The organism is Arthrobacter sp. B3I9 (assembly GCF_030816935.1).
GTDB lineage: Bacteria > Actinomycetota > Actinomycetes > Actinomycetales > Micrococcaceae > Arthrobacter.
Window position 1 is genome coordinate 333,718 of record NZ_JAUSYO010000001.1, and the last position, 25,053, is coordinate 358,770.

At 67.2% G+C, this 25,053-nt stretch carries 20 protein-coding genes; 19 read left to right on the top strand and 1 reads right to left on the bottom strand.

Annotated elements, in window-relative coordinates; all coding sequences use genetic code 11:
* The first annotated feature begins 33 nt into the window (after positions 1 to 33).
* From QFZ65_RS01695 to QFZ65_RS01770, 16 genes are all read left to right on the top strand, one after another.
* A complete protein-coding gene (locus tag QFZ65_RS01695) occupies positions 34 to 1,503 on the top strand; it encodes a glycosyltransferase family 87 protein (protein ID WP_306907769.1) in 1,470 nt (489 codons plus the stop codon).
* A complete protein-coding gene (locus tag QFZ65_RS01700) occupies positions 1,496 to 2,935 on the top strand; it encodes an NAD(P)/FAD-dependent oxidoreductase (RefSeq protein ID WP_306907772.1) in 1,440 nt (479 codons plus the stop codon). The genes QFZ65_RS01695 and QFZ65_RS01700 overlap by 8 nt, the downstream gene beginning before the upstream one ends.
* Before the next feature lie 137 nt (positions 2,936 to 3,072).
* Positions 3,073 to 5,067 (top strand): penicillin-binding transpeptidase domain-containing protein, encoded by a 1,995-nt coding sequence (locus tag QFZ65_RS01705; RefSeq protein WP_306907773.1) that lies wholly within the window; start codon positions 3,073 to 3,075, stop codon positions 5,065 to 5,067.
* Between the two features lie 91 nt (positions 5,068 to 5,158).
* A complete protein-coding gene (locus QFZ65_RS01710; protein WP_306907776.1) occupies positions 5,159 to 6,058 on the top strand; it encodes a LysR family transcriptional regulator in 900 nt (299 codons plus the stop codon).
* A 380-nt stretch (positions 6,059 to 6,438) separates the two neighbouring features.
* Positions 6,439 to 7,821, top strand: coding sequence for an MFS transporter (locus tag QFZ65_RS01715; RefSeq protein WP_306907778.1), 1,383 nt, complete (start codon positions 6,439 to 6,441; stop codon positions 7,819 to 7,821).
* A 46-nt stretch (positions 7,822 to 7,867) separates the two neighbouring features.
* Positions 7,868 to 9,133 carry a M20 family metallo-hydrolase gene (locus tag QFZ65_RS01720; RefSeq protein WP_306907780.1) on the top strand — a complete coding sequence of 422 codons (1,266 nt, stop codon included), beginning with the start codon at positions 7,868 to 7,870 and terminating at the stop codon, positions 9,131 to 9,133.
* Positions 9,130 to 10,569 carry an amidase gene (locus QFZ65_RS01725; RefSeq protein ID WP_306907782.1) on the top strand — a complete coding sequence of 480 codons (1,440 nt, stop codon included), beginning with the start codon at positions 9,130 to 9,132 and terminating at the stop codon, positions 10,567 to 10,569. The genes QFZ65_RS01720 and QFZ65_RS01725 overlap by 4 nt, the downstream gene beginning before the upstream one ends.
* A gap of 70 nt (positions 10,570 to 10,639) precedes the next feature.
* Positions 10,640 to 12,322, top strand: a complete 1,683-nt coding sequence (locus QFZ65_RS01730; protein ID WP_306907784.1) for an ATP-binding cassette domain-containing protein — start codon at positions 10,640 to 10,642, stop codon at positions 12,320 to 12,322.
* Positions 12,323 to 12,342: 20 nt separating this feature from the next.
* Positions 12,343 to 13,530 carry an MFS transporter gene (locus tag QFZ65_RS01735; RefSeq protein WP_306907786.1) on the top strand — a complete coding sequence of 396 codons (1,188 nt, stop codon included), beginning with the start codon at positions 12,343 to 12,345 and terminating at the stop codon, positions 13,528 to 13,530.
* A gap of 39 nt (positions 13,531 to 13,569) precedes the next feature.
* Positions 13,570 to 15,066, top strand: a complete 1,497-nt coding sequence (locus tag QFZ65_RS01740) for a bifunctional phosphatase PAP2/diacylglycerol kinase family protein (RefSeq protein WP_306907788.1) — start codon at positions 13,570 to 13,572, stop codon at positions 15,064 to 15,066.
* Positions 15,067 to 15,195: 129 nt separating this feature from the next.
* Positions 15,196 to 16,146 (top strand): ABC transporter ATP-binding protein, encoded by a 951-nt coding sequence (locus QFZ65_RS01745; RefSeq protein WP_306907790.1) that lies wholly within the window; start codon positions 15,196 to 15,198, stop codon positions 16,144 to 16,146.
* Positions 16,143 to 17,018: an ABC transporter permease gene (locus tag QFZ65_RS01750; RefSeq protein WP_306907792.1), complete on the top strand. Its 876-nt coding sequence runs from the start codon at positions 16,143 to 16,145 to the stop codon at positions 17,016 to 17,018. The genes QFZ65_RS01745 and QFZ65_RS01750 overlap by 4 nt, the downstream gene beginning before the upstream one ends.
* Before the next feature lie 34 nt (positions 17,019 to 17,052).
* Positions 17,053 to 18,336, top strand: coding sequence for a sensor histidine kinase (locus QFZ65_RS01755; protein WP_306907794.1), 1,284 nt, complete (start codon positions 17,053 to 17,055; stop codon positions 18,334 to 18,336).
* Between the two features lie 14 nt (positions 18,337 to 18,350).
* Positions 18,351 to 19,238, top strand: coding sequence for a response regulator transcription factor (locus QFZ65_RS01760; RefSeq protein WP_306907797.1), 888 nt, complete (start codon positions 18,351 to 18,353; stop codon positions 19,236 to 19,238).
* Between the two features lie 237 nt (positions 19,239 to 19,475).
* Positions 19,476 to 20,918 (top strand): amino acid permease, encoded by a 1,443-nt coding sequence (locus QFZ65_RS01765; RefSeq protein ID WP_306907799.1) that lies wholly within the window; start codon positions 19,476 to 19,478, stop codon positions 20,916 to 20,918.
* Positions 20,919 to 21,367: 449 nt separating this feature from the next.
* Entirely contained in the window at positions 21,368 to 22,681 is a 1,314-nt protein-coding gene (locus QFZ65_RS01770) for a M18 family aminopeptidase (protein ID WP_306907800.1), read from the top strand.
* 54 nt (positions 22,682 to 22,735) lie between these two features.
* Here QFZ65_RS01770 and QFZ65_RS01775 read toward each other — a convergent pair whose 3' ends face one another.
* Positions 22,736 to 23,419, bottom strand: a complete 684-nt coding sequence (locus QFZ65_RS01775; protein WP_306907803.1) for a DUF1345 domain-containing protein — start codon at positions 23,417 to 23,419, stop codon at positions 22,736 to 22,738.
* A gap of 308 nt (positions 23,420 to 23,727) precedes the next feature.
* On the opposite strand from QFZ65_RS01775, the gene rpsF reads away from it, so the two are divergent.
* From rpsF to rpsR, 3 genes are all read left to right on the top strand, one after another.
* The gene (rpsF, locus tag QFZ65_RS01780) at positions 23,728 to 24,033 is read left to right on the top strand and encodes a 30S ribosomal protein S6 (protein ID WP_232084085.1); all 306 of its coding nucleotides are present in this window, start codon (positions 23,728 to 23,730) and stop codon (positions 24,031 to 24,033) included.
* Between the two features lie 55 nt (positions 24,034 to 24,088).
* Positions 24,089 to 24,676 (top strand): single-stranded DNA-binding protein, encoded by a 588-nt coding sequence (locus QFZ65_RS01785; RefSeq protein ID WP_306907806.1) that lies wholly within the window; start codon positions 24,089 to 24,091, stop codon positions 24,674 to 24,676.
* A gap of 127 nt (positions 24,677 to 24,803) precedes the next feature.
* Complete coding sequence (gene rpsR, locus QFZ65_RS01790; RefSeq protein ID WP_003800144.1) at positions 24,804 to 25,043, top strand: 30S ribosomal protein S18; 240 nt, start codon at positions 24,804 to 24,806, stop codon at positions 25,041 to 25,043.
* Positions 25,044 to 25,053 lie beyond the last annotated feature (10 nt).

The window sequence follows — 25,053 nt, forward strand, 5'->3', positions numbered from 1 at the left end:
CCCGCCCGTGGTTGCCCCGGTAAGCTCAAAGACATGCAGGAGACAAAGCCGCCGGAGCACCGCAAGCGCGCCCGACTGGTCATTCCAAGCCGCAGTGATCTGTTCCTACGGAACTTCACCGAACTTGTCGGCGGGCCAATGGGCCACCGCGCGGCGCCCGGCGTCGTCTCCCCCGGCTTCTTCACCGTGGAACGCGTCCTGATTCTGCTCACGGTGCTGGCCGCCCTGCTCGGAATCGTCCTGAAGTCGTACTGCCGGACCAACGGGTGGGAAACGCCGGGGCAGTTCTATTCGACCTGCTACTCGGACTTCCCCGAACTGTTCCGGAACCGCGGACTCGGCGACGGTGCCTTCCCGTTCCTTGCCAAGGAAACGTTCTTCGAGTATCCGGTGCTCATGGGCCTGATCGCCGGCGCAACGGCCCTACTGGTCCCGGGTGATGGAACCGCAAGGGACCGCGTCCTGGCGTACTTCGACGTCAATGCCGCCCTGGTCGCTGCCGTCTGGATCGTCACCGTGCTGGCCACGGCGCGGATGGCCCGCCGGCGGACGTGGGATGCGGCGATGGTGGCCGTCGCGCCCGGCATCGTGCTGGCCGGCACCATCAACTGGGACATGTGGGCCGTCGGCCTGCTGGCCCTGGGCATGTACTACTTCTCTCGCGACAAACTGGTGCTGGCGGGGATCTTCATCGGCCTCGGCACCGCCACCAAGCTCTACCCCATGCTGATCGTCGGCGCTCTGCTGCTGCTGGCGCTCCGCACGGGCCGGTTCCGCCCCTTGCTGGTCACGGTGGCCTCCGCTGCCGCCGCCTGGCTCGCCGTCAACCTGCCGGTGGCGGCGCTGAATCCGGCGGGCTGGAAGTATTTCTACGAATTCACCCAGGACCGGCCTGCCGGCTACAGCTCGCCCTGGTTTGCCTACAACCTCGTGGCCGGACGCCTCGGCTGGTTGCCCCTGCAGGCCGAGGCAATCAACGCACTCGCCCTGGACATCTTCGTCCTGGCCTGCGTCCTGATCGGCGTACTGGCGCTGACCGCGCCGCGGCGTCCCCGGCTCGCCCAGCTGGCCTTCCTGATCGTGGGAGCGTTCATCCTGACCAACAAGGTGTATTCGCCGCAGTTCGTTCTCTGGCTCATTCCCCTGCTGGCCCTGGCCCGTCCGCGCTGGCGCGACTTCCTCATCTGGCAAGTCATCGAAGGCCTGCACTGGGCTGCCATCTGGATGTATCTTGGGCAGGTGACCAGCGGCGGCGTCTCCCAGCACAATATCGACATGCCGTACTACGTTCTGGCGGTGGTGTTCCACATGATCGCGACGGGGTACCTGATGGCGCGCGTGGCCTGGGATGTCTGGGACCCGGACTACGACATCATCCGGCGCCATGACCTGGACGACCCGCAGGGCGGGCCCTTCGACCGTGCCCCGGACTGGCTTCGGATCGATCCCGTCAGGCCCTCGGCATCACTGTTGCCCTGGCGGAAGGCCACGGTCGATGCCTGACGTCGCCGTGGTCGGTTCCGGCCCCAATGGTCTTGCCGCAGCGGTGACGCTGGCCCGGGCCGGGCTCAAGGTGCATGTCTACGAGGCAGCCGCCGCGCCCGGCGGTGGTGTGCGCACCTCGGAACTGATGGAACCGGGCCATGTGCACGACGTCTGCTCCGCGGTGCATCCGATGGTCCTGGCCTCCCCGTTCTTCCGGGATTTCGGACTGTCGCGGCGGATCGAGCTGGCGGTGCCCGAGGTGTCCTACGGTTCACCGCTCGACGGCGGCCGTGCGGCTCTGGCGTACCGGTCGCTCGAACGGACCGCGGACGGACTGGGACGGGACGGCCGAGCGTTCCGCCGCCTCATGGCCCCGCTCGTGGACCGTGTGGACGGCATCGCGGATCTGACCCTCAACCAGCTGCTCCGCGTGCCGAAGGACCCAGTAGCGGCCGGGCTTTTCGGCCTCCGCACGCTCGAACAGGGATCCCGGCTCTGGGGGCTGAGGTTCCGGGAAGACCGGGCACCGGCCCTCCTGACCGGCGTCGCGGCACACGCCGTCTCCTCGTTGCCCTCGCTGGCCGCCGCGGGGGCGGGACTCATGCTCGGGGCGCTGGCGCACGCCGAGGGCTGGCCGGTCCCGCTCGGCGGTTCGGCGGCGATCGCCGAGGCTCTGATTGCCGATCTGGAGGCCCACGGCGGCGTGGTGGAAACCGACGCGCGGATCGACTCCCTGGCCGAGCTTCCTCCGGTCCGGGCCACGCTGCTCGATGTCGCCCCGCCCGGACTGCTCCGCCTGGCGGAGGGAAGGCTGCCGGACCGGTACCGGCGCGCCCTTGAGGCATTCCGCTTCGGGAATGGAGCCTGCAAGGTCGATTTCATCCTGTCGGCCCCCGTGCCGTGGGCTGCCCCGGGGCTCGGTGACGCAGGCACCGTGCACGTCGGCGGCAGCAGGGAGGAGATGGCCGAGGCCGAGAACCAGGTTGCCGCGGGCCGGCATCCGGAGCGGCCGTACGTGCTGGTTTCCCAGCCGTCCCGCTTCGACGCAAGCCGCGCCCCCGAGGGACGCCACATCCTGTGGAGCTACTGCCATGTACCCGCCGGTTCCACCGTCGACATGGGAGAAGCGGTGATTGCCCAGCTGGAGCGCTTCGCGCCGGGATTCCGTGACGTCATCGTGGGTTACAAGGTAACGACGGCGGCCGGGCTGGCGGACTACAACGCGAACTACATCGGCGGTGATTTCAGCGCGGGTCTGATGGACCTCCGGGGTCTGCTCCGACGCCCGGTCCTGGGTCCTGTTCCGTGGCGGACGCCGCTCCGCGGGGTGTACCTCTGTTCCTCATCCACGCCCCCAGGGCCCGGTGTGACGGGCATGCCGGGGTTCCACGCCGCGAGATATGCCTTGAAAGACATATTTAGCCTAGCGGTGCCGGGCCTTTCGGCGTAGCCGGCGGCTCGGGGTCCGGGCGCTGCGCTGCCGGCCTTCACGAGGTGCGGCCGGGTCCGTGTCCTTTGTGTCCGTCCCGCGGTCCCCGCAGCGGGCGGAAATCGAGCAATGTCGCCAGCCCGGGGCATAATGGCGCGGTGGGGAACTCATCAAAACTTTCACTTGTCCTTGTCGGTCTCGTTCTCGGCGCCTCCCTTGTGGGCTGCGATGACGGCCGTGCGGGCGCCCAGGAGGCGGCGAAGCAGCTGGCGTCGGCCGTAGCCGCCCAGGACGTCAGTTCCGTCGCTTTCGACGGCAAGGACTCCGGCGCCGCCAACGGGCAGCTCCATGACGTGTTCAAGGCGCTGGATCCGGACAAGCCCACCGTTGACACGGGCGAGCTGAAGCTCGAGTCGGGCACGGCCACGGTCCCGCTGACCTACAGCTGGAACATCGGGCCCAAGGAGTGGAAATACACGGTATCCGCCCAGCTGAAGAAGTCGGGCGACAAGTGGCTGACCGTCTGGACCCCGGCAATGCTGGTTCCCGAGCTGGCTGAGGGAGAGGTCCTCAGCCTGGCCGCGGAGTCGCCGCAGCGCGCTGCCATTCTCGGCGCCGGAGACGTCCCGCTGGTCACGTACCGCCCGGTGGTGAATGTCGGCATCGACAAGCCACTGCTCGCCGGGGCCGACGCCGCGGAGTCTGCGGGCAAACTCGCCCAACTGGTGGGAGTGGACCCCGCGGCCTTCGTACGGCAGGTGGAAGCCACCGGAGCGGAGGCCTTCGTCACCGCCATCACCTTGCGGGCGGAGGGGCGCACCATCACCGACGAGCAGATCGCTGCGATTCCGGGTGCCCGCGCCATCCCGGACTCGCTTCCGCTTGCTCCCACCCGGACCTTTGCCCGCGCCTTGCTGGGAACAGCCGCCCCGGCCAGCGCGGAGCAGATCGAGGCGTCCAACGGAGCTTTGAAGCCCGGAGATACCACCGGAACAGGCGGTCTCCAGCAGCAGTATGACGCCCAGCTTCGCGGCACCGATTCAACCGTGATCCGGGCGCAGAAGGCCGGCCTGACTGCAGAGGAACTCCGGGCCTCCCCCGATCCGCGCAGGATACTGTTCCAGGTGGAGGGTGCGCCCGGAACGCCTCTGAAAACCACCCTCGACGTGAACCTCCAGCAGCTCGCTGAGAACGTCCTCGCCAAGGTGGGCCCGGCGTCGGCCATCGTCGCCCTCCGACCCTCCACCGGCGCCGTTCTGGCGGCCGCGTCCGGCCCCGGCAGCAACGGCTATGACACGGCCCTGCTGGGGCAGTACGCGCCCGGCTCGATCTTCAAGATCGTGGATTCGCTGGCCATGCTCCGCAACGGCATGACCCCGGATTCAAAGGTCGAGTGCACCCCGAGCCTGACGGTGGACGGCCGGACCTTCAAGAACGCCGAGGGCTATCCCGCCTCGTCCCTGGGGTCGGTGACGCTCCGTGATGCCTTCGCCCACTCCTGCAACACCGCCTTCATCAATGCCCGGGACGGTGTGAGCCAGGCCCAGCTGGAGAGCGCCGCGACGTCCCTGGGGGTCGCCGTCGAAGCCCCCGCCCTTGGCGCGGCAGCATTCCTGGGGTCGGTGCCTGGCCAGTCCGAGGGCACCGAGCATGCCGCTTCCATGATCGGCCAGGGCAAGGTGCTGCTGTCCCCCTTGGCCGCCGCCGTGATGGCCGGATCGGTTGGCAAGGGTGCGCCGGTCTCGCCGCAACTGGTGTTGAATCCCGGTGCGGGCACCGGCCAGTCGGCGCCCACCGCTTCCACTCCTCCAGCATCGGCCTTGCCGACGGCATCCACCCCGACGGTGTCGGCGGAGCCTCCGGCGGAAAGCCCGGGTACTCCGGTGACACCAACCGAGGCAGCCTCGCTGGCGGACATGATGCGCGCCGTGGTGACTTCCGGCCACGCGGGCTTCCTGTCAGCCGTGCCGGGCGCTCCGGTGGGCGCCAAGACCGGCACTGCGGAATTCGGCAACGATAATCCACCCAAGACGCATGCCTGGATCGTGGCCGTGCACGGGGACCTCGCTGTTGCCGTGTTTGTTGAGGACGGCGGTCTTGGTGCCACCACGTCCGGGCCCCTGCTCAAGGAGTTCCTCACCGCCGCCGGCTGAGGCCCGCTGCCGCTCAACGCTGTGCGGGGTTCCTGGAACGGCGGGGAGCCGCGCAGAATGCGACCATTGACGCAAGGCCAAGCCTTTCACTTTGACCCAGCTGCGGTACTTCGCGGTGGTCGCCGAGCTGGAAAACATGACAGCGGCAGCCGAACGGCTCCTCGTAACGCAGTCCACGCTCTCCACCGCCATGGCCCAACTCGAAGCCAGCTTGTCGACCCAGCTGTTTGTCCGGCTCAGGACCCGGGGCCTGCGGCTGACGCCATCCGGCCGGCAGCTTGCCCAGGACATCAAGGTGCTGTTGGAGCATGCCGATTCCCTGTACGAGTCGGCCCGGGGGCTTGCGACAAGCCTCGTCGGGGAGCTCAAGGTGGGCGTATTTGCGCCCCTTGCCCCCTTCAGGCTCCCGGCCATCCTGCAAACCTTCGAAGTCCAGCATCCGGGAGTCGAAGTCTCCTTTCTTGAGGCCGATTTGGCGAGCCTGCAGACGGCTCTCCTCGAAGGACAATGTGACGTCGCGCTGACGTACGGTCTCGGCCTGGGACGCGGCTTCACCTACACAGTGCTCGAGCGTGTGCCGCCTCATGTGCTCGTCCACGCCGAGCACCCTGCGGCGTCCCGGCCGGAGCGGAGCATCGCCCTGAAGGATCTTCAGGGTGAACCTGCGGTGGTGCTGGATCTCCCGCACAGCCGGGAATACTACGAGCAGCTGTATGCGATCGCAGGAGTCGTTCCCAACGTCCGGCACCGCTTCGCCGGGTACGAGACTGTGCGCTCGTTTGTGGCGAAAGGGCATGGTTACGCCGTATTGAACCAGCGTCTCTACAGCGACCTGACGTACTCCGGCGGAAGGGTGGTGGCCCTGACCCTGACGGACGACTTCCCGCCGATCGAGGTAATGCTGGTCCGGCCCGAGGGGGTGCAGCCCACCCGCCGGGCGCTGGCCTTCGAGGAGACATGCATCCGGCTCTACGGTTCCGCCCGCGAGTAGTGGTGCGGCGGCCGCCTAGCCCGTACCAACGGCTACGCCGCGACCCAAGGCGGAGGTTCGTCATTGGCAAAATCTATCGGTCCGCCCAAAACTATCCATTGGACAGATGTGAGGCGTATCACAGAGAGTTGTTCAAGTGCGTGGTGCTGGTGGCAGTCCAGCGGCAAATCCCACGCAATGACGGCTCTGGCCGCACCCTGAAGCGCGACAACCATGTTGATCAAAGGAGATTCAATGGTTCCGAATCACGCCCCAAGTGTCCGACACATGTCAGGACCGTGGCTTGCCGGCAACACAGCGGCAACATCAGCAGATTTGATTTCCCGCACCCGTAACACGGCGGGAAATTTCGGAAACACGGCGCCCGTAGCGTGGCGTTCATGATTATCAACGAGATCAACGACCCGCCGTTGTCCGCTTCCCAGGCGGCACAGCCCGCCCAGGCCCTGACCCCGCCCCTGGCCAAGGACGAGACGCGGTCCGGACCGCTCGGCATCACCAAAATGCAACGGCGTGTCCTCGCCGGCGGCAGCATCGGGCAGTTCATCGAGTTCTACGACTTCACCCTCTACGGCCTCACGGCTGTCATCTTTTCCCAGCTGTTCTTCCCCGGCAGCAACCCCGTCGCGGCCATGCTTGCCACTTTCGCCACTTTCGGTGTCGCTTTCGTGGTCCGTCCCGTCGGCGGCCTGTTCTTCGGCGCGCTCGGTGACCGGATCGGTCGTCGCCGGGTCCTGACGATCACGCTCATCGCAATCGGCGGGGCCACCGCCCTCATGGGGCTGCTGCCGACCTACGGCCAGATCGGTGCTTGGGCCCCGGCATTGCTGGTCCTCTGCAGGCTGATCCAGGGCTTCTCCGCCGGCGGCGAGTCGGTGGGAGCACCGTCGTTCGTCTTCGAGCATGCCCCGGTCAGCCGCCGCGGCTTTTGGCTCAACATCACCATTGCCGCCACCGCGCTGCCCTCCGTCGTCGCCGGGTCGATGATCCTCATCCTGAGCCAGTCGATGCCCAATGAAGCGTTCATGGCGTGGGGCTGGCGCTTCCCGTTCCTGCTGGCTTTGCCGCTCGCCTTGTTTGGCGTCTGGATCCGTAGCCGGACGGTGGAAAGCGACGCGTTCAATGAGGCGAAGGCCGCCAGGACCAAGGAGTTCAGCCCGGTGCGCGAAGCTTTCCGCGAAAACCGGCTCCGCATGGTCCAGGTCATCTTCGTGATGGGCCTGACCGCCATGGGCTTCTACTTCCTCTCGGCCTATTTCGTCTCCTACGTCCAGACCACAGGCCACCTGAGCCGCGAGCAGTCCCTCCTGGTCAACGCCGGTGCCCTCGCCCTCTATGCCGTGCTGCTGCCTCTCGGCGGCCGGCTGGGAGACCGCTTCGGCCGCAAACCGATGCTGATTGCAGGTTCGGCCGCGTTGGCAGTGCTTTCAGTGCCGAGCTTCATGCTGGTGACCAGCGGAAGCCTCGCTCTCGCCCTGGTGGGTCAGTCGCTCTTCGTGGTGGCCCTCTGCATCTATGGCGGAGGCTGCTACACCTTCTTCGTCGAAATCTTCACCACCCGCACCCGCTTCACCTCTGCGGCGATCAGCTACAACGGCGCCTACGCGGTCTTCGGCGGCACCGCGCCGTTCATCGGCACCGCCTTGGTCGGCGGCACCGGAGTGCCGCACGCTCCCGGTTTCTACATGGCCGCCGCAGCCGCCATCGTGTTCCTTCTGGTGCTGTTCACCAAGGTTCCCGAGACGCGCGGACGCATGGGCTAGTCCCACAAGCCCACCGTTCTCCCCCGCAACATACAAAGGATTCCCCATGACTTCAGCAGCTTTCCTCGAAGACTTCCACCACGTCGCCGGCATCGGTGCCACACCCGACAACGGTGTCGACCGCCAGGCAGCCACCCCGGAGGATGCGCAGACACGCAACTGGTTCGCCGGTTGGGTGCGCGACGCCGGCTGGGAACTGCAGGTGGACGGCATCGGCAACATGTTCGGGCTGGTGGAGTGGACGCCGGGGGCGCCCTTTGTGCTGATCGGTTCCCACCTGGACAGCCAGCCGCTCGGAGGCAGGTTCGATGGCGCGTACGGCGTCCTGGCCGCCCTGCACGCGGCCCGGCGGCTGGACGCCGAGGTCGCGGAAGGCGGTGTCGCGCCGAGGTTCAACCTGGCGGTGGTGAATTGGTTCAATGAGGAGGGCGGCCGGTTCGCTCCGAGCATCATGGGGAGTTCGGTCTTTGCGGGCCTCCTGGCGCAGGACCAGATGCTGAACGTGGCGGACCTGCAGGGCGTTACCGTCCGTGAGGCGCTGGACGGCATCGGGTACCTGGGCACGGACAAGGGGCCCGAGGTTGCCGGATATGCCGAGATCCACATCGAACAGGGCAGGATCCTGGAACGTGAAGGCATCTCCATCGGCCTGGTGGACAGCAGCTGGTACACCCAGAAACTGGACATCGAGGTGCTCGGCGAACAGTCCCATACCGGGGCGACCGCCATGGCGGACCGGCATGACGCCCTGGTGGCGGCTTCGAAGATCATTCTCATGGTGCACGACGTGACTGAAGATTTCGCGGAGGAGGCCCTGGTCTCATCGGTGGGGCAGCTGACACTCGAACCCAACTCGCCCATCGTGGTGGCGCGAAGGGTGCATCTCGTCGCCGACCTCCGCTCCGGTGACCCGGACATCGTCAAGGCGGCCCGCGCAAAACTCATCGAGCAGATCGATGTGCTGGCGCGCGAGCACGACATCAAAGTCAACGTCAAAGACTTCGATATTCGGCCGATCCGCCGCTTTCCCGAGGCCGGGCTGGAACTCGCGGACAAGGTGGCCGCAGACCTGGGTCTTTCCGCAAGGCGGATCCAGACTATGGCCGGCCACGATTCGGTGGCCATGAACACGGTGGCGCCGTCGGTCATGCTCTTTGTACCGAGCGTGGACGGCGTCTCGCACTGCGAACGGGAATTCACCACCGACGAGGACATGGTTGCCGGTGTGGACATGCTTACGGGCGTAGCCCGCGAGCTGGTTGCCGGCGCCCTGGCCGAAACCTCCTCCCAGCCGGCAACGGCCACCGCATGACAGAGCTGCACTACCTCGACGCGAGCACGGCGCTGCGGCTCTTCCGCTCCCGGGAGCTTTCCCCCGTGGAGCTGATGGAAGCAGTGATCGCGCGCACGGAGGCCGTCAACGGAGGAATCAACGCCCTGACGGAAACCCTGTTCGAGGAGGCGTTGCCGGCGGCACGGCAGGCAGCTGCCCGATATGCGCGCGGCAGGGACCTCACACCATTGCTGGGGCTACCGGTAGCTACGAAGGAAAAGCACGGGCTCAGCGGGCGCACCCTCTCCCAGGGGCTCGTGGCCCGCAAACATGAGCTGGCACAGACAGACCATCCCGTCGTCGACCGGATCCGGCGGGCCGGCGGAATCATCCATGCCCGCACCACCACCCCCGAATACAGCTGTGCCACCGTCACGCACAGTCCTCTGTGGGGAGTCACGCGCAACCCATGGAACCGGCAGTATTCCCCAGGCGGCTCGTCCGGCGGTTCCGGTGCAGCACTGGCGGCCGGGCTAGCGCCGCTCGCCACCGCCTCCGACATCGCCGGTTCCACGCGTCCGCCCGCCTCCTTCACCGGCACCGTCGGCTACAAGGCGCCCTATGGCAGGATCCCCGGCCAGGCCCCGCTCTCCGCGGACCACTACCGGGGCGACGGCCCGATGGCGAGGACAGTGGCGGACGCTGCGCTGCTCGCCAACATCATGGCGGGCCGTCATCCGGGGGACCACACCTCCCTCGCGGGGACTCCGGCGATATCCAGCCCGCCCGGCGCCGCCGCCGTTTCGGCAGTCGCCGGCATGCGCATCGCGCTGTGCATCCGGCTGGGGAACTACCCCGTCGCCGCAGACATCGAGGCGAATACACGCGCTGTTGCCGCCGACCTCCGTGACGCCGGAGCCGTGGTGGAAGAGGTCGAGCTGCCTTGGACCACCGAGGAAATCAGCCGGACGATGTTCACCCATTTCGGGTACCTCCTCGGACCGGCCATGGAGGACGAAACGGAGGCTTCCCTCGAATTGCTGGCCCCGTACACCCGGCAGTTCATGGCGGACGCCCGGGCGGCCGCCGGAGAAAACCGCTTCATCGACGGCATCCGGGCGGAAACCCGGATCCAGGCCCAACTGTCCGCGGCGATGTCGGGCTTCGACGCACTGGTGTGTCCGGCCTCGGCCGTGGCCGCCCTGGATGCGGACGGCACGTACCTCGACGGCATCGACGCGGAGGGCGTGCGTCTGGGGCACTACTGGCAGGGGCATATGACGGGACCGTTCAACATCAATAACCGTTGCCCCGTCCTCGCCGTGCCGAGCGGTATGGCCGACTGCGGCATCCCGACGGGCGTGCAAATCGTGGGCCATCCGTTCGAGGACGCCACGGTCTTCACCGTGGGTGCCGCCCTGGAGACGGTGCGGCCGTGGGCAGGGCGGCGTCCGGACCTCCTGGTAGGCAGCTAGCTGTACCCAGTACAGCTAGCCGCGCACCGCGGCCGCAAGGGGCAGGACGGTCCGTGGGAGGATTGACTGCGTGGCCCATATTGACGTTTCCAACATCGACTACTTCCTTTCCGACGGCACGCAACTGCTCAACGGCGTGACCTTCAAGGTCCCGGACGGCACCAAGACGGCACTGATCGGTCCCAACGGAACCGGAAAGACGACGCTGTTCCGGATCATCTCCGGCGATCTCGTTCCCGATGAAGGCGTGATCGGCCGCTCCGGGAACATGGGCATCATGCGCCAGTTCGTGGGCCAGGTCCGGGATGATTCCACAGTGCGCGACCTGCTGGTGTCGGCAGCACCGCCTGCGCTGGCAGCCGCGGCCCGTGCGGTAGATGAAACCGAAATGGCCATGCTGGAGCACGACGACGAGCCCACCCAGATGAACTACGCCCAAGCGATCGTGGACTGGGGCGATGCCGGCGGATATGACGTCGAAACGGTCTGGGACGAGGTCTGCATGGCGGCACTGGGCCTCCCCTTCGACCGGGCGCAGCACCGGCCGGCCTCGAGCCTGTCCGGCGGCGAGCAGAAACGGCTGGTGCTGGAGGCGTTGTTCGCCGGGCCCGACGACCTGCTCCTCCTCGACGAACCGGACAACTACCTCGACGTGCCGGGCAAGCGCTGGCTTGAGGCGAAGCTGAACGAGTCGAAGAAGACCGTGTTCTTCATCAGCCACGACCGCGAACTCCTCAACAACGCCGCCGGCCGCATCGTCACCCTGGAGCCGGGCATCAACGGCGCCGGCGCCTGGGTCCACGGCGGCGGCTTCGGCTCCTACGTCGAGGCGCGCGCAGACCGCAACGCCCGCTTCGAGGAGCTGCGCAAGCGCTGGGACGAGGAGCACGTGAAGCTCAAGGAACTCGTCAACATGTACAAGAACAAGGCCGCCTTCCGCTCTGACATGGCCAACAGGTACCACGCCGCGCAGACCCGGCTGGCAAAATTCCTTGAGGTCGGGCCGCCGGAGGCCCTGCCCATCGAGCAGAATGTGCGGATGCGGCTCAAGGGAGGCCGGACGGCCAAGCGCGCCATCGTCGCCGAAAAGCTCGAGCTGACCGGGCTGATGCAGCCGTTCTCCACCGAGGTGTGGTTCGGCGACCGTGTCGGCGTGCTGGGCTCCAACGGCTCGGGCAAGAGCCACTTCCTGCGCCTGCTCGCCACCGGCGGGACCGACCCGGAACGCGAGCACCTGCCGGTGTCCGACGTCGAGATCGCCGAGGTCCCGCACGAAGGCACCGTCAAACTCGGCGCCCGGATCCGCCCCGGCTTCTTCGCGCAGACCCACGTCCGGCCGGACCTGCTGGGCAAAACGCTGCTGGAAATCCTGCACCGCGGCGACGAACACCGGTCCGGACTCGGCCGCGAGGCCGCGGCAGGGGCGCTGGACGGCTACGGGCTGTCCTCACAGTCGGAGCAGAAGTACGAGTCGCTCTCCGGCGGCCAGCAGGCCCGCTTCCAGATCCTGCTGCTGCAGCTCTCCGGGGCCACGCTGCTGCTCCTCGATGAGCCGACCGACAACCTGGACCTGCACTCGGCCGAGGCGCTGGAACGCGCCATCGACCACTTCGAGGGCACCGTTCTCGCCGTCACGCACGACCGCTGGTTCGCCCGCACCTTTGACCGCTTCCTCGTCTTCGGCTCGGACGGCAAGGTCTATGAGTCGGCCGAGCCGGTCTGGGATGAAAAACGAGTGGAGCGCGCACGCTAGTGGTGGAAAGCAGTGATCGTATGGCTCAAACCGCAACGGCGCCGCAGCTCAAGGCCGCGTCCGCCGCCACTTTCGTGGTCTTCGGCATCAACGGACTGGTTTTCGCCAGCTGGGCCGCCCGCATCCCGGCAGTCACTGCCACCCTGCAGATCACTTCGGGACAGATGGGGACACTGCTGCTGTGCGTGGCAGTCGGTTCCCTCATTGCCCTGCCGACGGCGGGACATGTCGTGGGCAGGATCGGCACGTCCAACACCATCCGGGCGGCAGGCCTCCTGGCCGCGGCTGCCGGCGCGGGAATCGCGCTGTCGTTGGGCGTCGAAACCGTTCCGGGCACAGCATTGTCGCTCTTCTTCTTCGGCATTGGCATCGGGTTGTGGGATGTATCGCAGAACATCGAAGGGGCCGCCGTCGAGCATAAGCTCGGCCGCACCGTCATGCCGCAGTTCCACGCCGCCTTCAGCGGCGGTGCCTTCATTGGCGCCCTGATCGGCGCCGGACTGTCAACGGTCGGCGTCGGGCTGCCGGTCCACCTGCTGGTGATCGTTGCGGTCGTTGCGGCGACGGCATTGTGGGTGCCGCGCTACTTCCTGCCGTTCGAACCGGTGGCTGCCCGGCCCGCGGGAGAGACCGGCCTTCCCCGCGGGCCGCGCGCCTGGCGTGATGGCCGCACCCTGCTGGTCGGCGTCGTGGTTCTCGGCGCAACGCTCACCGAGGGCGGGGGAAACGACTGGATCGCGAAAGCCGCCGTGGACGGTCTGCGCACCGAGGAGTCCACGGGGGCCCTGCTGTTTGCCGTCTTTGTCCTGGCCATGACGGCCATGCGCTTCTTCGGCGGACGGGCGATCGATGCCTACGGCCGGGTGGCTGTGCTCAGGGCCAGCATGGCTGCTGCCGCGCTCGGGCTGGGCCTCTTCGTTCTTGCCGGCGACCTCTGGCTCGCGACCGCGGGCGCTGCACTCTGGGGAATCGGGGCTGCCCTGGCGTTCCCGGTGGGCATGTCCGCGGCCGCCGATGATCCCCAGCACGCGGCCGCCCGGGTCTCGGTCGTCTCGACCCTGGGTTACATAGCCTTCCTCGCCGGCCCGCCGCTGCTGGGTTACCTGGGCGACGTGACCGGCATCAGGATGGCCCTGCTGGTGATCGTGGTTCCGATTCTGGTGGCCCTCCTGCTCGCCGGCGCCGCGAAGCCCCTCCGCACCAGGTGACGCCCTACTAGCTGAGCGCCGCCGCAGTATGGTGGTCCAATGCGAAGCGTGCTGAGGAAAGCGCCCGGACGGCTGGCGGGGCTCGACCGGAAACTGGTGCGCGCCGTCTCCGCGTTTCCGGGAGGAAGCCATGATGATTTCTTCCGTCGGTTGTCCGCCGCGGCAACCAAGGGAAAGCTCTGGTTCGGCATCGCGGCCCTGATGGCCCTGGTGCCGGGAAGGACCCGGCGGGCGGCCCTTCACGGGTTGCTGGCGCAAGGCGTGGCATCCGCCATCACGAACCTGGGCTTCAAGACCCTCCTGCCGCGGGCACGTCCCCTTCCGGAACATCTCCCGGTCTACCGGTTTGTCCACCCGCAGCCGACGAGCTCCTCCATGCCCTCCGGCCATTCGGCCTCGGCCGTGGCCTTCGCCCTCGGTGTGGGGCTGGTCCGCCCGGCTGTGGGTGCTGCGCTGGCTCCCGTCGCGGCCGGCGTGGCCTACTCCCGGGTCCACACCGGGGCCCACTGGCCCTCGGATGTCGTTTTCGGCTCCGCCCTCGGTGCCGCCGCTGCCCTTGCCACCCGTAAGTGGTGGCCTGTCCGGCCACCCTTCCCCGAGGTCCGGCGGACCGCTGTCAGCGCCGCCAAACTCCCCGACGGCGAAGGGCTGGGAATCGCGGTCAACACCCTGGGCGGGTCCTATGCCGCGGAGACGGCCGCGGCCCTGCAGAAAGTATTCCCCAAAGCGTATATAAAGTTGATTCCGCCCGGCGCGGATATCGCGGAGGCGGTTGCCGCTGTGGCCACCAGGGCCGGAGTCCGTGCGCTGGGCGTCTGGGGAGGCGACGGAACCGTCGGCACCGCCGCCGCGACCGCCGTCGAACATTCCCTGCCACTGCTGGTCCTGCCCGGCGGAACGCTCAACCATTTCGCGCGTGACGCCGGAATCCCGAATCTGAAGGCTGCCGTCAAAGCGGCAACCCTTGGGGAGGCGGCCCGGGCGGACCTCGGGCTCGTTGCCGTCGAGAGGGGACTTCCGGACAGCCCCGAGGTGCAGCGCCTGACCATGCTCAACACCGCCAGCATCGGGCTGTACCCCAACCTTGTCCGGCGCCGGGAACTGCTCCAGGCGGCCCTGGGCAAACCCCTGGCCGGTGTGGTTGCCATGTTCCGGACCTTCGCCGCGGGAACGCCGTCCAGCCTCACCGTCGACGGTGCACGGCACAAGCTGTGGATCCTTTACATCGGCCGCGGGCGGTACTACCCCCGCGACCATGCCCCGCTGGTCCGCCCCGTCCTGGACGACGGGGTCTTTGACCTCAGGATGATTACCGCGGACGAGTCGTTTGCCCGGCTCCGGCTTCTCTGGTCCGTGCTGACGGGGACGGTGGCAACTTCGGGGATCACGCACCTGAGTGAAAGCAGGAGCATCCGGGTGGAACCGGGCGACACCAGCATGGTCCTGGCGGTGGACGGAGAAGTGATGCCCGGTGTGCGCGCCGTCGACTTCTCCGTCCTGCCCGGTGCCCTCACCTACTACTCGCCTGCACCCTGAGCAGCCGCCGTCATCCTGACGGACTACCCTGGACCGACCCTGAATCATCCCTGAGACCGGCGAAAACGGCCAGCGGCCTCGGTAGCGTGGTGTCTGCACCAAGCCCACCGCAACCAAAGGAACGCTTCCATGATCGAAGCACGAGGCCTGACGAAGGTTTACGGCGACAAGACCGCCGTCGCCGGCGTTAATTTCACTGTGGAAGCCGGCCGGGTCACCGGTTTCCTGGGTCCCAACGGGGCCGGCAAGTCCACCACCATGCGGATGATCATGGGACTGGACCGGCCGACGTCGGGCACCGTAACAGTCAACGGGATCCCGTTCGCGCGCCATGCCTCGCCGTTGCGCGACGTCGGAGCCCTGCTGGACGCCAAAGCCGTCCACACCAGCCGTTCGGCCTACAACCACCTCCTGGCAATGGCCGCCACGCACAGCATCACCAGGAAGCGCGTGCACGAGGTCATCGAAATGACCGGCCTGGCCGACGTTGCGAAGAAAAAGGTCAAGGGCTTCTCGCTGGGCATGGGCCAGCGGCTCGGCATCGCCGCAGCGCTCCTCGGCGACCCGCAGACGATCATCCTGGACGAGCCGGTCAACGGCCTGGACCCGGAAGGTGTCCTCTGGGTGCGGAACCTCGTGAAGTACCTGGCGTCCGAGGGCCGCACGGTGTTCCTGTCCAGCCACCTGATGAGCGAAATGGCAGTCACTGCGGACCACCTGATCGTGATCGGCCGGGGCCGGATCATTGCCGACGCCCCGATCCAGGAGATCATCAACGGCAAGGGCCAGAGCCGCACGCGCGTCCGCAGCGACCAGCCGGACCAGCTCATGCGCCTGTTCGCCGGAGCCGGTGTCACCGTGGAGCAACAGGAGAACGAACTGCTCGAGGTCACCGGCCTCGACCCGCGGCAGATAGCCCGGATCGCCCTGGACGGCCAGGTCCTCGTCTACGAGCTCACTCCGCTGCAGGCCAGCCTCGAGGAGGCCTACATGGAGCTCACCAAGGATGACGTCGAATACCACTCGCTGATCACCACGGGCGCCGACGCCCCCGTCCAGTCCGGAGGCAACCAGCCATGAGCTCAACCACCCTTAAGTCCGAAGCCTCCGTCCGTGGCGCCCGCACCGGCAACGGCACCAGCCCCGGCCCCGGACCGTCCTTCCTCCGGGTCCTGAACTCCGAATTCATCAAGTTCCGGACCCTGCTGTCCACTTTGATCCTGCTCGGCTCCACGGTCCTGGTGGTGGTGGGCTTCGGTGCCCTCTCCGCATGGGGCACCGGACAGTTCTCGGAGGCCGCCTCGAGGGATCCCCGCGCGGCCGCCGCCTTCGCCGCCCAGGGCGGGGATCTCGCCGTGGGCGTCCCCACCTCCGGCATCGCCTTTGCCCAGCTGATCCTTGGCTCGCTCGCCGTGCTGTTGATGAGCTCGGAGTTCACCACCGGCATGGCCCGCTCCACCTTTGCCGCCGTGCCGCGGCGGATCCCCGCGTTTGCCGCCAAGCTCCTCGTCGTCATGGTGACCGCCTTCGTCCTGACCGCGGTTTCCGTCCTCCTGGCGGGCCTCGTGTCGCTGCCCATCCTGGACAATTACGATCTCAAGCTTGATGTGGCCAGCTCCCAGTCGGTCAAACTGCTGCTGGTCAACAGCCTCTATGTGGCAGCCGTGGCCGCGATCGGCATGGCTCTCGGTTCGCTGATCCGCAACTCCGCCGGCGGCATCATGAGCCTGGTGGGGCTGTTCTTCGTGGCACCGATCGCTTTCCAACTGATCCCAGGGGACTTCTTCGTGGAGGCCCGGAAGTACCTTCCCGGCAGCACCGTTGAACCGATGACCGCCGTCGAGCACGTCCCTAAAGCGCTCGAGGCCTGGCAGGCGGCCCTGGTGCTGGGCGCCTGGGTGGTCATCCCGCTGCTTCTTGCCGCGTTCCTGCTGAAAAAGCGGGATGTCTAGGGCCGCCCGCCCGGCCACCGTCTAGGCTCGGGGAATGATCGATCCAGCCTCTGTGAAGGACGCACCAGCCAGCCAGGCTGATGCGTCCTTCGCCGAAATTACCGCGCGGCGGCGCGGCCGGCTCCGGCGCTACCTGTTCCAGCACCCTCGCGTCATGGACGCCGTCGTGGTGCTTTGCTATCTGATCCTCGTGACGCCGGCCGCGGTGGAATCTGTCCGGGCCGGTGCCTGGCCGGTCGCCGTGCTGCTCACGGTGGCTGCCGGAGTCTTGCTCCTCCGGCGGGCCTATCCTGTGCCGGTGGCGGCCATCGTGGCGGTGATCGAAATAGCGATCACCCTGATGCACCCCTGGGGATCCAACGTTTCCGCGGGGCTGTGGTTTTCGCTCTACGCGGTCGCTGCGGTGCGCACCCGGCGCTCCGCCGTCATCACGCTTGCGGCCGTCACAGCTCCGCTGGCGCTGATGTACTTCGTCCTCGCGGTGGGTCCTCTCGACGGCCGGCTGCCGGACACCGTGAGAACCACGCCCGAGAACTTCCAGCTCATGGCCGGCATCGCCGCGGGGATCAGCATCACGCTGTCCAACGTCATTGCCACCGGCATCGGAATTTCGGTCCGGCAGCGCCGGGAGCACGAGCACGAGATTGCGGCCTGGGCCGAGAGGTCCGCGCAGCTCGGTTCGGCCAGGGAACGCAACCGGATCGCCCGGGAAATGCACGACGTCGTGGCGCATTCGCTCACGGTGATGGTCAGCCTCTCGGACGGGGCCGCCGTCGTGGTCAAGAAGGACCCGGGGCGGGCCGGCGAGGTGCTGGGCGAACTCTCGCGCACCGGACGCAGCGCGCTGGCGGACATGCGGCGCGTGCTGGGTGTGCTGCGCGACGACTCTGCCGTCGGTGCCCCGCGGGAGCCGCTGGTGGACGGTGAGAACCTGGCCAAGCTGCTGGAGGGCTTCCGCACGGCGGGCCTGCCGCTGCACTATACGCACACGGGTCCCTCGCTGCCGGAGGACGCGGCGTTCCAGCTCGCCGTATACCGGATCGTGCAGGAATCTTTGACGAACGTGTTGCGCTACGGCCGTGCGCTGGGGCGCGTGGAGGTGAACGTTGTGCGCGACGGCGGCCAGGTCATGATCGACGTCTACGACGACGGCAAGGGCACCATGGAGACCGCGGCGTTCCTGGGCAGCGGCCAGGGGCTGGCCGGGATGCGCGAACGTGCCCGCATCTACGGAGGCACCGTGGAGGCGGGCCCCACCCCGGATGGCGGATGGCGTATGCGGGCAGTCCTGAACTGCAACGGGGGAATCGGAAATTGACGCAGGGGGAACTGATGAGCGAATCCGAAGCGATCCGCGTACTGCTAGTGGATGACCAGCCGCTGCTCCGGATGGGCTTCCGGCTGATCCTGGAGGGCGAGGACGACCTCGGCATTGTGGGCGAAGCGTCCGACGGCGCCGAAGCTGTGCGCCGGGTCCGGGAGCTGGACCCCGACGTCGTGCTGATGGACGTGCGGATGCCCGTCCTGGACGGGATCGAGGCGACGCGTGCCATCACCGCCTCGCAATCCTGCGCCAAGGTCATCATCTTGACGACGTTCGATTTGGACGAGTACGCGTTTGCCGGGCTGCAGGCGGGAGCCTCCGCTTTCCTGCTGAAGGACGTGGCACCGGCTGAACTCATCAGCGCGGTCCGGGTGGTGGCCAGCGGTGACGCTGTGGTGGCGCCGCGGATCACCCAGCGGCTCCTTGAGACGTACGTCAGGGGCGCCGGCCCAGGCGCGGGGCCGGGCGGCCCGGGCGCGGGGCCGGGCTCCCCGGGCACCGGGGCGGGGGCCGGGATCGCAGCTGCGGGCGGTACTGGCACCGGGGTGGGAGCCGGGATCGCAGCGGCGGACGGTACTGCCGGCGGTGCTGCCGGCGGTGCTCCTGCGGGCGGCACGGCGGATGCCGCGTCCAACCAGGCTGGATCGGGTGCAGCTGGACGACAGGCAAGGGACCCCCTGCTGGAAGACCTGACCCCGCGCGAAACGGAAATGCTTGGAGCCATGGCCGAGGGGCTTTCGAACGCCGAGATAGCTCATCGCTATTTTCTCTCGGAGGCTACGGTCAAGACGCACGTGCGGCGCATCCTGACCAAGCTGCACCTCCGCGACCGGGTGCAGGCTGTGGTCTACGCCTACGAAACCGGCCTGGTGGTGCCGAGCAACCCGGACTACTGAAGCCACGGTCCGGTGCCAGTGGTTTCAGGCACATCGTAGTGTTGCCTCGGAGGCAACCAAAGTTGCCAAATAGATCTTCCTCCTGTATTCCCGCCTGATTGCGCGGCGCGTCATTTGTCGCACTGCACAGAACGCGGAGCGCGCGCCCCGGTCTACTGTGGGACGACACTGTGGCCCGCCGCACATCAGGCCGGGCCATCGCTGACGCACCAACATCCCCTCTTAGGACGGCGCTACATGCAGGCTGACCAGCAACTCTCGAAATCCCTTAAACCGCGGCATTTGTCCATGATCGCCATCGCCGGCGTGATTGGTGCCGGGCTCTTCGTCGGCTCCGGTGCCGCCATTCAGCAGGCAGGACCTGGCATCCTCATCGCCTACATGGCCGCGGGCCTCGTGGTCATCATGGTCATGCGCATGCTCGGGGAAATGGCGGCGGCCAACCCGGAAACCGGTTCCTTTTCCACGTACGCGGACAAGGCGCTCGGCCGCTGGGCCGGATTCAGCATCGGCTGGCTTTACGCGTGGTTCTGGATCATCGTGCTTGGCATCGAGGCGACGGCGGGGGCGGCCATCATGCACCGCTGGGTTCCGGGCGTCGACCAGTGGGTCTGGGCGCTGGTCCTCATGGTCCTGCTGACCCTTACCAACCTGGGCTCGGTGAAGTCCTATGGAGAGTTCGAATTCTGGTTTGCCTCCATCAAGGTGGCGGCGATCGTGCTGTTCCTGCTGTTCGGCGTGGCCGCGATCCTCGGGCTCATCCCCGGCGTCCCTGCCCCGGGACTGAGCAACCTGATTGATAACGGCGGCTTCCTGCCCAACGGCCCCGGCGCGGTGCTGGCGGGCATCCTGGTGGTTGTCTTCTCCTTCTTCGGCGCCGAAATCGCGACCATCGCGGCGGGTGAATCCGAAAATCCGGTCGACGCAGTGAAGAAGGCGGTCAAGTCCACTGTCTGGCGCATCCTGGTCTTCTACATCGGCTCAATTGCCGTGGTGGTGACCCTGCTGCCCTGGAACTCCGCGTCGGTGGCCAAGAGCCCCTACGTCGCCGTGATCGAACTCTTCGGTATCCCCGGCGCCGGCACCATCATGGACATCGTGGTTCTGACCAGCGTGCTGTCCTGCCTGAACTCAGGGCTCTACACGGCCAGCCGGATGCTCTACTCGCTCTCCAGCCGCGGCGACGCCCCCAAATCCTGGATGCGCATTTCCAGGCGCGGCGTCCCGGCCTCGGCGGTTCTCGCCTCCACGGTTGTCGGCTTCATTACCGTGGGCCTGAACTACATTGCTCCGGACACGGTGTTCCTGTTCCTCGTCAACACATCCGGTGCCATCGCGTTGTTCGTCTGGCTGGTCATTTCCAGCTCGCAGCTGATCCTGCGCCGCCGGATGGGTGCGGCAGCCAAGGACCTGCAGCTGAAGATGTGGCTCTTCCCGTACCTGACCTGGGTGTCCATCGTCAGCATCGTGGCCCTGCTGATCGGCATGGTGATCCTGGAGTCAACGCGGGAATCGCTGCTGCTTTCGCTCGCCCTCGCGGCCGTCGTTGTCGGCATTGGTCTGTGGCGCTACCGGAAGCAAGGCGGGACGTCCGCCGGCCTGCCCGCAAAAGCCCCGGCCGAAGAAGCCCCGGCTGAAGAAGCCGCCCAGGAGCCCGCCCTCGGCGCGGGAAGAGCCTGATAGGTGCCAGGCACGACGGGACCCGGACCTGGACCCGGATTTCCGTCGGCCGGACCCGCGGGCACTGGACATGCTCCGTTGTGGCCCGCGGCCGCAGGGCATGCTCCGTTCTCGTGCCTCGCCACCGCTGGACATGCTCCGCTCTCAAGCCCAGGAATAAACATATTGGCGCCATGCCCCTCCTTCAGCCCTAGAGGAGGGCATGTCCGGTGCTGGGCGTGCCCGGAGGGGGACATGCCCATTCGTCGGCGCGACCGGAGAGCATGTCCTCGTAGGCTGGGACATCCCCAGTACCCGGCGGTGGGAAGGGGGACATGCCCATTCCTCCACGCTGGAGGAGGGCATGTCCGGGGGTGGACGGGGGACGTGTCCGGTCCTCGTAGCAGCCCAGGGCCGGGGCGCTGCCGGGGCGGGCATCGCGGCTCTGGTGCGGCGTTAGACTCGGTGCCATGCCTACCCATGCCAGTGCCACTGCCCACATCCAGGACCTGGGCGCATACGTCTCCGCGTCGCCGTCCAGTTTCCATGCCGTCCAGGAGGCGGCGCGCCGGCTGGATGAGGCCGGTTTCACCGTGCTGGACGAAATGCAGCCCTGGGACGAATCGGCAGGCAAGGCCGGCAAGCACTACGTGATCCGCGACGGCGCCCTGATCGCCTGGGTGATACCCGAGGGCGCCGGCCCCACCACCGCCTTCAACATCCTGGGCGCCCACACGGATTCGCCCTCCTTCAAACTCAAGCCCAAGCCGACCACCGGAAAGTTCGGCTGGCTGCAGGCCGGCGTCGAGGTCTACGGAGGGCCGCTGCTCAACTCCTGGCTGGACCGGGAACTGCAGCTCGCCGGGCGGCTCGTCATGCTTGACGGCACACAACACTTGACCGCCACGGGGCCGCTGCTCCGCTTCCCCCAACTGGCCATCCACCTTGACCGCGCCGTGAACGACGGGCTGGTTCTGGACAAGCAGCAGCACATGAACCCCGTCTTCGGCCTTGGCGATCCAGCCGGGGAGGACCTGCTGGCATTGCTCGCAGCACGGGTCGGGTCGGCGAAGGTCGATCCGGCGAAGATCGGCGGCTACGACGTCGTGATCGCGGACACCCAGGCGCCCGCCGTCTTCGGCGCAAAGAACGAGTTCTTCGCCTCTGGCCGGCTGGACAACCTCTCCTCAACCCACGCCGGGCTCCAGGCCCTGATCGCCCATGCCCAGTCCACGCTGCCGGCGGACGCGCCGATCGCCGTTCTGGCGGCTTTCGACCACGAGGAAATCGGGTCCGCGTCCCGCTCCGGCGCCTGCGGACCCATCCTGGAGGACGTCCTGGTGCGGATCTCCGATGGCCTCGGGGCCTCGGCGAGCCAGCGGCGGCAGGCGTTTGCGGCGTCGTTCTGTGTCTCTGCCGACGCCGGCCACGCTATACACCCGAACTACCCCGAGCGGCACGACCCCGCCAACCGCCCCGCACTCAACGGCGGCCCGCTGCTGAAAATCAACGCCAACCAGCGCTACGCCACCGACGCTCCGGGGGCCGCCCTCTGGGCGCGCCTGTGCACCGAAGCAGGGATCCCCTACCAGGAGTTCGTCTCCAACAACGTGATGCCCTGCGGCTCCACCATCGGCCCGCTCACCGCTACCCGTTTAGGGATCAGGACGGTCGACGTCGGCGTGCCCCTGCTTTCGATGCACTCCGCCCGCGAGCTCTGCGGAGTCGAGGACCCCTACCGGCTGGCCAAGGTGACGGAGTATTTCTTCCGAACGGCGGCATAGGCCTCCGCTGCCCCGGCTCCGCGGCCGGGTGAGCGCCCGGCCCTGCCGGCCGGGCTAGGCGGCGAGCCCGATCACAAGGTTGATGGTGGCCGCCAGGATGACCGTGCCGAAGACGTAGGAGAGCAGGCTGTGCTTGAGGGCCTCGGCGCGGATGCCGTGGTTCTGCAGGGCCGTGTCCGACACCTGGTAGGTCATGCCCAGGCTCGTTGCGAGGTAGGCGAAGTCCGTGTACTGCGGCGGCCGCTTCTGGTTGAAGTCCACTCCGCCCACCTCGGAGCCGGCTTTCCGCCCGGTGCTGTAGTACAACTGGGCGTAGCGCAGGGTGAAAAGCGTCTGGACCAGCATCCATGACAAAGCCACGGAGGCGAGGGCCAACAGTCCGCCGCCGAGCCGGGTCAGGCCCTCCGAGTTGTTATGGGAGTCAGCGACGACGGCTCCCACCGCCGCAAGGCTGGCCACGTTCGCGGCCAGGATCAGCAGGTCCGTGGCGCCCCGCGACGGATCCTCCGCGGTGGCATGGGAACGTGTCTGCTCCGGGTCCATGCGTCCGATCACCAGCCACACCCAGACCAGATAGGTCAGCGCGGCGACGTCCCAGAAGATCGTGGGAGCCTGCACCCAGCGGCCGGTGAGGGCGGCGGCGGTGGCGGCGGCCAGCCCGGCCAGCAGCATGACGGCGAAGCGCAGGCGGCTCCTGCGCGTGGGCACGGTACCTCGGGAGGCGGATCCGGTGTTCATTCCCCGATCATGGCACGCTGCCCGCTGCCGGCGTCTTCCGCCGGCCCACCGGGGCCGCTGTCGCCCACCGGCCCGTCGCCGGCCGCGCCGGTTGTCCACATGGCGGCCGGCGTCCTTCCGGAACGGTTGTGAAGCCCGTACGGTGGGGCCAAGGAATCGCGGAAAGCACCCCGCATGCACTAAGCTATTGAAGTCTGTGCTGCGCCCTGCCCCCGTTCCGGGGGTGTTGCGACGCGCTAGGCACCGCAAATGAACCTCCTGTTACGGAAATGCCGTAACCGCTTAGCCCAAAGGAGGTGGGTTCACATATGCGTCCTTATGAATTGATGGTAATCATCGACCCCGAGGTCGAAGAGCGTACCGTTGAGCCAACGCTTCAGAAGTTCCTGAGTGTCATCACCAACGATGGTGGAACCATCGAAAAGGTTGACATCTGGGGCCGTCGTCGCCTGGCCTACGAAATCCAGAAGAAGTCTGAGGGTATCTACGCCGTGGTGAACTTCACCGCTGAGCCGGCTACCGCCAAGGAACTTGACCGCCAGCTGAGTCTCAACGAGACCATCATGCGCACCAAGATCACTCGCCCCGAGGTACAGAAGGTCGTTGCTGAGTAATCTCAGCCCCGGTTTTCACACTTCAACCCCGCAGGAACGAACAAGGAGGCAGTAGATGGCAGGCGAAACCACTATTACGGTCATCGGTAATCTCACCAATGACCCCGAACTGAGGTTCACACCGTCCGGTTCGGCAGTAGCGAACTTCACCATCGCTTCTACTCCCCGCACTTTCGACCGCCAGTCCAATGAGTGGAAGGACGGGGAAACCCTGTTCCTCCGCGCGTCGGTATGGCGCGAAGCAGCCGAAAACGTCGCCGAGTCCCTCACCAAGGGCATGCGGGTGATCGTTTCCGGCCGCCTGAAGAGCCGTTCCTACGAAACCAAGGAAGGCGAGAAGCGCACCGTTATCGAGCTGGAAGTCGACGAAATCGGCCCCAGCCTGCGCTACGCCAACGCCAAGGTCAACCGCACCCAGCGCTCCGGCGGTGGGGGTGCCGGAAACGGCTCCCAGGGCGGCTTCGGCGGCGGCAACAGCGGCGGTGGCTTCGGTGGCGGCTCTGGTGGAAACCAGGGCGGCAATTCCGGCGGAACCTGGGGCGGCAACCAGCCCGCACAGCAGGATGACCCCTGGGCTACGCCCGGTGTCAGCAATGCTGGTGGCGGCTGGGGCAACGGCCCGGATTCCGAACCTCCCTTCTAAACAACATTTAAAGGTTCAACGCCGACCCTGACGGCCCGCCCAAAAGGCGGACTCCCGCAGGCCAGCGTCGGATCACCACCATCCCGTGGATCAATGTCCACGGGCTCCATCGAATAGGAGCTCCACGATGGCTAAGGCTGAACTCCGTAAGCCCAAACCAAAGTCCAACCCCTTGAAGGCCGCTGACATCACTGTCATCGACTACAAGGACGTAGCATTGCTGCGCAAGTTCATCTCCGACCGCGGAAAGATCCGCGCCCGTCGCGTCACTGGCGTCACGGTGCAGGAACAGCGCAAGATCGCCCAGGCAATCAAGAACGCCCGCGAAGTTGCTCTGCTGCCTTACTCCGGCGCTGGCCGCGGCTAAGGAAGGGATT

Bases quoted from the DNA above. Each gene is read 5' to 3' on its own strand.
- QFZ65_RS01775 (WP_306907803.1), bottom strand. From the start codon at position 23,419: ATGAACACCGGATCCGCCTCCCGAGGTACCGTGCCCACGCGCAGGAGC.
- QFZ65_RS01740 (WP_306907788.1), top strand. From the start codon at position 13,570: ATGCGAAGCGTGCTGAGGAAAGCGCCCGGACGGCTGGCGGGGCTCGAC.
- QFZ65_RS01720 (WP_306907780.1), top strand. From the start codon at position 7,868: ATGACTTCAGCAGCTTTCCTCGAAGACTTCCACCACGTCGCCGGCATC.
- rpsR (WP_003800144.1), top strand. From the start codon at position 24,804: ATGGCTAAGGCTGAACTCCGTAAGCCCAAACCAAAGTCCAACCCCTTG.
- QFZ65_RS01745 (WP_306907790.1), top strand. From the start codon at position 15,196: ATGATCGAAGCACGAGGCCTGACGAAGGTTTACGGCGACAAGACCGCC.
- QFZ65_RS01785 (WP_306907806.1), top strand. From the start codon at position 24,089: ATGGCAGGCGAAACCACTATTACGGTCATCGGTAATCTCACCAATGAC.
- QFZ65_RS01765 (WP_306907799.1), top strand. From the start codon at position 19,476: ATGCAGGCTGACCAGCAACTCTCGAAATCCCTTAAACCGCGGCATTTG.
- QFZ65_RS01755 (WP_306907794.1), top strand. From the start codon at position 17,053: ATGATCGATCCAGCCTCTGTGAAGGACGCACCAGCCAGCCAGGCTGAT.
- QFZ65_RS01715 (WP_306907778.1), top strand. From the start codon at position 6,439: ATGATTATCAACGAGATCAACGACCCGCCGTTGTCCGCTTCCCAGGCG.
- QFZ65_RS01725 (WP_306907782.1), top strand. From the start codon at position 9,130: ATGACAGAGCTGCACTACCTCGACGCGAGCACGGCGCTGCGGCTCTTC.
- QFZ65_RS01700 (WP_306907772.1), top strand. From the start codon at position 1,496: ATGCCTGACGTCGCCGTGGTCGGTTCCGGCCCCAATGGTCTTGCCGCA.
- QFZ65_RS01695 (WP_306907769.1), top strand. From the start codon at position 34: ATGCAGGAGACAAAGCCGCCGGAGCACCGCAAGCGCGCCCGACTGGTC.
- QFZ65_RS01760 (WP_306907797.1), top strand. From the start codon at position 18,351: ATGAGCGAATCCGAAGCGATCCGCGTACTGCTAGTGGATGACCAGCCG.
- rpsF (WP_232084085.1), top strand. From the start codon at position 23,728: ATGCGTCCTTATGAATTGATGGTAATCATCGACCCCGAGGTCGAAGAG.
- QFZ65_RS01735 (WP_306907786.1), top strand. From the start codon at position 12,343: ATGGCTCAAACCGCAACGGCGCCGCAGCTCAAGGCCGCGTCCGCCGCC.
- QFZ65_RS01750 (WP_306907792.1), top strand. From the start codon at position 16,143: ATGAGCTCAACCACCCTTAAGTCCGAAGCCTCCGTCCGTGGCGCCCGC.
- QFZ65_RS01770 (WP_306907800.1), top strand. From the start codon at position 21,368: ATGCCTACCCATGCCAGTGCCACTGCCCACATCCAGGACCTGGGCGCA.